General features: G+C 40.1%; 5 protein-coding genes and 2 pseudogenes. 3 read left to right on the top strand and 4 right to left on the bottom strand.

Annotation, left to right across the window (positions count from 1 at the left end; genetic code table 11):
* Positions 1–15: 15 nt before the first annotated feature.
* Positions 16–864, bottom strand: coding sequence for a putative protein N(5)-glutamine methyltransferase (locus tag NFS43_RS22340; RefSeq protein ID WP_251555118.1), 849 nt, complete (start codon positions 862–864; stop codon positions 16–18).
* Positions 865–1147: 283 nt separating this feature from the next.
* On the opposite strand from NFS43_RS22340, the gene NFS43_RS22345 reads away from it, so the two are divergent.
* Positions 1148–1444 carry a hypothetical protein gene (locus tag NFS43_RS22345; protein WP_251555120.1) on the top strand — a complete coding sequence of 99 codons (297 nt, stop codon included), beginning with the start codon at positions 1148–1150 and terminating at the stop codon, positions 1442–1444.
* Between the two features lie 199 nt (positions 1445–1643).
* Positions 1644–1877, top strand: coding sequence for a hypothetical protein (locus NFS43_RS22350; protein WP_251555121.1), 234 nt, complete (start codon positions 1644–1646; stop codon positions 1875–1877).
* A 78-nt stretch (positions 1878–1955) separates the two neighbouring features.
* On the opposite strand, the gene glf is transcribed toward NFS43_RS22350, so the two are convergent.
* Entirely contained in the window at positions 1956–3059 is a 1104-nt protein-coding gene (glf, locus tag NFS43_RS22355; RefSeq protein WP_251555123.1) for a UDP-galactopyranose mutase, read from the bottom strand.
* Positions 3060–4187: 1128 nt separating this feature from the next.
* Here glf and NFS43_RS22360 point away from each other — a divergent pair.
* Positions 4188–4775 carry a TetR/AcrR family transcriptional regulator gene (locus NFS43_RS22360; RefSeq protein WP_251555125.1) on the top strand — a complete coding sequence of 196 codons (588 nt, stop codon included), beginning with the start codon at positions 4188–4190 and terminating at the stop codon, positions 4773–4775.
* 115 nt (positions 4776–4890) lie between these two features.
* Here NFS43_RS22360 and NFS43_RS22365 read toward each other — a convergent pair.
* Positions 4891–5346: pseudogene (locus NFS43_RS22365) on the bottom strand (zinc-binding dehydrogenase); the annotation flags it as partial.
* 99 nt (positions 5347–5445) lie between these two features.
* A pseudogene (locus tag NFS43_RS22370) lies at positions 5446–6144 on the bottom strand (Tn3 family transposase); the annotation flags it as partial.
* Positions 6145–6213 lie beyond the last annotated feature (69 nt).

Below are 6213 nucleotides of genomic sequence, written 5' to 3' on the forward strand. Positions count from 1 at the left end.
GACGGTTCTCCCGGTTCATTGCCGCAAGAACCGTCCCCATGGCTCCAATGGCTCCACAGATTTTGTTCCAATCACAACGGTTGCATCCCATTCTTCATCTCTAACGATTTTGGTTATCCATCCAGCCTTTACAAAGATTTCAAGGGTTTTTGCCCCCTGCATTTCGCTTGTCTCGATCAATAGATGCCCCCCGGGAACCAGCCAGTCGAGACCCGCTTTTGCTGCCGATCGATGAAGGTCCAGACCATCCTTTCCTCCGTCAAGTGCTGCTTTCGGTTCATATAATCGTGCTTCTCGGGGAAGGAGTTGTACGGCGTCAGTAGGAACATAGGGTGCGTTAGCCACTATGATGTTCACCCGGCCTCGCAGTGAATCGGGCAATGCCTCATATAAGTCACCTTGATATACATGACCGCCAAGCTTCGTTAGATTGCGGGAAGCACATCGTACAGCAGCAGGGTCAATATCGGAGGCGTGCAAGAATATCTTTGTAAGTCCGGCTGCTAGGGCGGCACCCACGGCACCAGACCCGCAGCATAAATCCAAAACCACATCATTTGGGCGTGTTAAGGCTTTGGCTTGCTGAACCAGAAACTCTGTCCGTCGGCGGGGGATAAAGACTCCCTGTTCGACTTCTATTCGCAGACCGCAAAACTTGGTAAACCCAAGCACGTATTCAAGCGGCAGACCACTTACTCGTTTTTCTACCCTATTCATTAGTTCCTCGATGCTTCCAGTCTCAGAGGCAAGTAACTGCGTTTCTTCTTCAGCGAAGACACATCCCGCGTCCCGCAGTTTGTTGATGATGCTCTTTTCCGTTTTATTATCTAAGAAAAAATTCGTTTTCTGCCCGATTCCTCTCACCGCTTTCTTACTTACAAGGTATTTATCTTATTATTCTAGATAAAAGATAAATGTCCTTCGGTGCCTGTCACCATCCGAATTTTGTGATGGTTGATCGGTTTTTAGATCAATATCCTCTTTGAGCAGGGGGGAGGTTCCACTGCCTATTCAAATGTCTGTGTTAGATGAATGCAGGTCCTGAATTCAGAAAAAATCCAGAAAAGATTTAAACTATTTAAACCTCTTAGGGTATAAAATAGGAATCGGGCGAAGTAAAGGATGTTAAGTTTGGGAGGCAGAGGTTTTGGATGTTTTGTTTTATGGAGTTCCTATAGTTATTATTGCTATTGCCATCGTTTTATTTTGGATGGCCGGATTACCGAAGATTAAAAGCATGAAACTATCATTTGTTATGTGTTGTTTAGGAGTGAATGTAATTGTAACTCCATTGTCTTTATTTATAGGGGTGATGGCAACAGACTCTCCTACCAGCACTATAATGTATTTTTGGGCAGGATTTCTTTTTATCCAGGGAATACCGCTCCTCGTCCTAATGATCGGCACCTTCATATGGTTGATTGGCAGAAGAGATAATAAATGAACATATACTATTGGACGAGCAGCACAATGGACCTTGTGAAAGAACATGTTAAAGGGGGATTTCCTGTCACCACCCGATTTTTGTCGAGGGTTGATAGGTTTTTAGATAGATACAAAATGCTAGAATTCAGGTGCAGCTGAACATTGTTGGAGTGGTTGGAGGTAAGCGCCTCCTTCTGTTTCGGGAAGAAGTGATCATCATGGAAACTGTTCTTGAAATACTACGAGAAATTCCGAAAGAAATAGTATGTGAAACCTCAGCAGCTATCTTTCGGAAAAGCGTACTTGGAAAACAAGAGAACCAACCTGCTGTCGCCAGCTTAAGGGTGGCTCTCACAAAATATAACATGGACAGTCACCATCCTGCGGCAGCAGACTTTGTCGAAGGATGGTTGGTAAATAAGAGCATACGACGGGAGTTAGTTTCCATTTAGGTACTTTTCCATCTCTTTCTTCCGGCCTCTTTGCTCATGCCTTCGTCGTTCTCCATAAAGGTGATGATTGGTCATTGTTTAAGCAAACTCTTTTTCAACTGCAGTTAAGGCAGCGGCAATGACTTGATGCATATCAAAATACTTGTACATGCCGAGACGCCCGCCGAAAATAATGTTTTGATAGCTGCTTGCTAGTTCTTTATATTGCTTATAGAGTTCATTGTTTTTGTCATCATTCATTGGATAATAAGGCTCATCACCTTTTTTCCACTGTTTTGGATACTCTTTTGTAATAACCGTTTTGGATTGAGTCCCAAATTCAAAATGCTTATGTTCGATAATACGTGTATAGGGTGTTTCGGCGTCGGTGTAGTTAACCACAGCATTTCCTTGATAATTTTCTTCTTCAATCACTTCTGTTTCAAATTTTAGGCTGCGATACTCTAAAACTCCATACTGATAATCAAAGAACTGGTCAATCATGCCTGTGTAGACGATTTTCGGGAACTCTGCAAGGTATTGATCCTTATTCATAAAAAAGTCTGTATTTAATTCTACATCAATTAATTCGCTTTCTAACATTTTTTCAATAATTTTCGTATATCCGCCGATCGGAATCCCTTGATACTTATCATTAAAATAGTTGTTATCATAAGTATACCGAACGGGAAGTCGCCTGATGATGAAAGAAGGCAATTCCGTCGCTTTGCGGCCCCATTGCTTCTCTGTATATCCTTTTACTAATTTTTCATAAACGTCAGGCCCAATTAAGGAAATGGCCTGTTCCTCCAGATTTTGAGGCTTTTCTATATGGTAAGAGGCCTTCTGTTCTTCGATTTTTTTCTTTGCGTCTGCAGGTGTGATGACACCCCATAATTTGTTGAATGTATTCATATTGAAGGGCAAATTATAAATTTCTCCTTTATAATTTGCGACGGGGCTATTTGTATAGCGATTAAACTCCACAAACCCGTTTATGTATTCCCAGATTCTTTTATCGTTTGTGTGAAAGATATGTGCACCGTATTTGTGAACATTTATTCCTTCTATTTCCTCTGTGTAAATATTCCCTCCGATATGAGGCCTTTTGTCAATCACTTTAACGCGCTTTCCTCGCTTAGCGGCCTCGTAAGCAAATACACTTCCAAATAATCCGGATCCAACCACTAAATAATCATACATTTACACTTACACCCCTAAAAAATAATCATAATATAATGTTTTTATAATGCTCCATTATGCATTTTAACTACTCACCAATAAAAAGATACGTAACCAGCCTTTTTGAAAAATAGAGTTTTTTAATGCTGAGAGTTCTCTGTTTGGGTCAAACATTTGTGGGCATTTTGTTCCATTTTTCCAAATAGTTCTGGTGAACAATTATTATTTTAAGAATAGTTTTCTTTGTTTTACCAATTGGTATCCCTTTTTACATACCGATCCTAAATCACTAGTGCCCCTTCTTCTGGCTGCCCCTTTATTTACAAATGGAGAAAGGGATAAATTTTATTTTACTAGATTGCGGTGCCTGTCACCACCCGAATTTTGTCGAAGTTTTGCTTAAATCCCTTTCAAACCTAGTTTCATAACTTACCAACAATACCAAGGGTACGGCGGCATTTGGGTGATATGGAAAATATCTGTTGTTTTGTAGAAGTTGATGGCTTTCGTGCACAACACCGTGTCAACCGAATCCCGCTTGCCGGGGTTTTATATGAATATTCCGAGACCAACAACAACCAATCAAAAATCCATCTTCAAGGAAAATCTATTTGGACAAATTAGTGGAGAAGCACAATCTAGGGCCATTACCTACAGAAAATTTCTTTACGCTCCTAAGTAAGCAGGAAATCATGAGAAGGAAAGCAGCCTGCAGCATCTATGGGATGGGCAGCCTTTTGCTTCAAAATTAGCGGCAATGCATAGGTAAAAGTGCCTCTGACCTTGAGGCCTTTCACAAGCTGTATAAGAAATGGGGGGAGTGTTCAAATTAACTAAACATTTATTTAACTGACAAACTTTTTGGCTGTTTTCCGTGAAATTCCTTTTTTGGCGGGCATATCCACCTATTTTACTAAACGTTTGTTTGACCGACAATATTTTTAGCTGCCTGTTGTGATGAACCCAACTATTTCGGTCCTTACATAGTTTTTAACAGAACGTTTAATTAGCTCTTCCTTTGTCATTTTTTAATTTAAGTTTAATGATGTACAGGTGATGTGGGGAATTCATCGATCCGGTGCTTCTGCTTCGCTTCCTTTACTTTTATGGTAATATAGAATGACGGAAGTAAAGTAAGGGGTTCGGATTATGGGAATAACACCAGAACAAAGCTTAAAAATCCAGGAGAATCGGAAAAAACAAATCCTCGATGTGGCCTTGGCTTTATTTGATCAACAAGGCTACACCAATACGACAATAGCGGATATTGCTCAGGCTGCTGGCATCAGTAAGGGGCTCATCTATCGGTATTTTGACACGAAGGCGGATATTTTATTTTCTTATTCAGATGCCATGAACCATTGCCTGGAAGAATTGAGAGGATTTGCATCCCCCAAAGCGGCCATTAAGGAATTTGGGATCCGGCTGTTGTCTGATCCTAGCGAGACCGGCTACCTTGCGCCGCTTCGAGTATTTATCACAGTCTTTATTAAAGGGGAGCTCGACTCACATGATGCTCAAAATCCCATTAATAATGATTTTGGAAAAACATTTTTTGTCCCTCTTTTTCAAAAAGGCCAACAGCTCAAAGAATTCAAGGACGGAAATGCAGAAGAATTCGCAGATGTCTATTGGCACTTCCTATTGGGGTACATGGTGCATATCATTGAAAAAGATGAAAAACAGATCCACGCGTTAAATTTGGATTCCGTTATTCGCCTTTTTGAAGGATCATGAGCAGCTTGCTTCATTCTTAAAATAATTCATTCAACAGGCCAAATCGCATAGGATTTGGCCTGTTGAATGATTTTTTTAAGAGCATTATTCACACATCTTTTACTTCGGTCCATCCCTATTTGATTTTTACAATTATTTTCCCTTTCGCTCTGCCAGTCTCTGCATATTCCATCGCTTTTTGAGCCTCTTCAAAGGGAAAAACCTGATCAATGATCGGTTTGATTTTACCAGTCTCAATGAAGCTGGCGATGATACGCAGCTGCTCTCCACTTGGCTTCATAAACAAAAACGTATATGGAACCTGATGCTTTTTTTCAAGGGCAGTCAGTTTATGGCTTACGGCTGAAAACAGCAGCGTTTTAAAAAATCCGGAGCCATATTCTTTGCCAAAACGGGCATTCGGTAATCCTGAAACGGAAACTATTTTTCCACCTCTTTTGAGCACCTCGAATGATTTTTCAAGTGTCTCGCCCCCAAGGGTATCAAATACGGCATCAACGTTTTTCAGGATCTCTTCAAATTTTTCTGTCTTGTAATTGATGATTTCATCGGCACCTAGCGACTTTACTAACTGGGGTCATACCAGCAAAAAGCGAAAAACATACGCTAAGCAAATTTCAACATGAAGGAAGCCGATATTTCCTACGCTAAGGAATCATCGGCTATTATTTTATTGGACAAGAGGGCGCAACGAATGTAAGCTTGCTATTTTCTTCATATCAAAGGTGTATTCCCCAAGAAAATTAATATGTTCCCATCCTAATGGAGAAATATGTTTTAGTAAGTCTTCTCTCAAATTCCCTTTTTCCTTCAACGATTTTGTTGCTTCAGTAAGATATACGGTATTCCATACACTAATAGCGTTAATGATAATATTTAAAGCACTGGCACGTTGAAGCTGATCCTGCAAACCTCGTTCTCTTAACTCACCTCGTTTTCCAAAGAATAATGCTCTTGCCAACCCATTCATAGCTTCTCCTTTATTTAATCCTCGTTGAATACGTCTACGTAGTGCTTCATTAGATATGTAATCCAAAATAAAAATAGTTTTTTCGATTCTTCCCATTTCTCGCAAAGCCGTAGCTAACTTGTTTTGCCTTGCATACGACCCTAATTTTCCCATAATAAGCGAACCGGAAACTTTACCTTCTCGAATTGAATGGGCTAAACGCAGCACGTCATCAAAGTTTTCCTGAATAATCTTTGTGTTAATTCGTCCACGAAGTAAATTTTCTAGGTCAGGAAATTCACTTGGCTTTTGAATTGTGTATAGTTTGGCATCAGTTAAATCGCGAAGCCGTGGTGCAAAACGAAATCCTAACAAATGACTTAAACCAAAAACTTGATCGGTATAACCGGCTTTAATTGTACTAGTATTAGAAGTAGTTATTAACGTATCTTACGATAACAACTACTTCTTTTTTATTTCCTCATAGAA

Source organism: Neobacillus muris (assembly GCF_943193175.1).
Taxonomy (GTDB): Bacteria; Bacillota; Bacilli; order Bacillales; family Cytobacillaceae; genus Neobacillus; species Neobacillus muris.

What these genes read in the sequence shown, in the direction of transcription:
- NFS43_RS22350 (WP_251555121.1), top strand. Translation starts at nt 1,644, where the DNA reads ATGGAAACTGTTCTTGAAATACTACGAGAAATTCCGAAAGAAATAGTA.
- glf (WP_251555123.1), bottom strand. Translation starts at nt 3,059, where the DNA reads ATGTATGATTATTTAGTGGTTGGATCCGGATTATTTGGAAGTGTATTT.
- NFS43_RS22360 (WP_251555125.1), top strand. Translation starts at nt 4,188, where the DNA reads ATGGGAATAACACCAGAACAAAGCTTAAAAATCCAGGAGAATCGGAAA.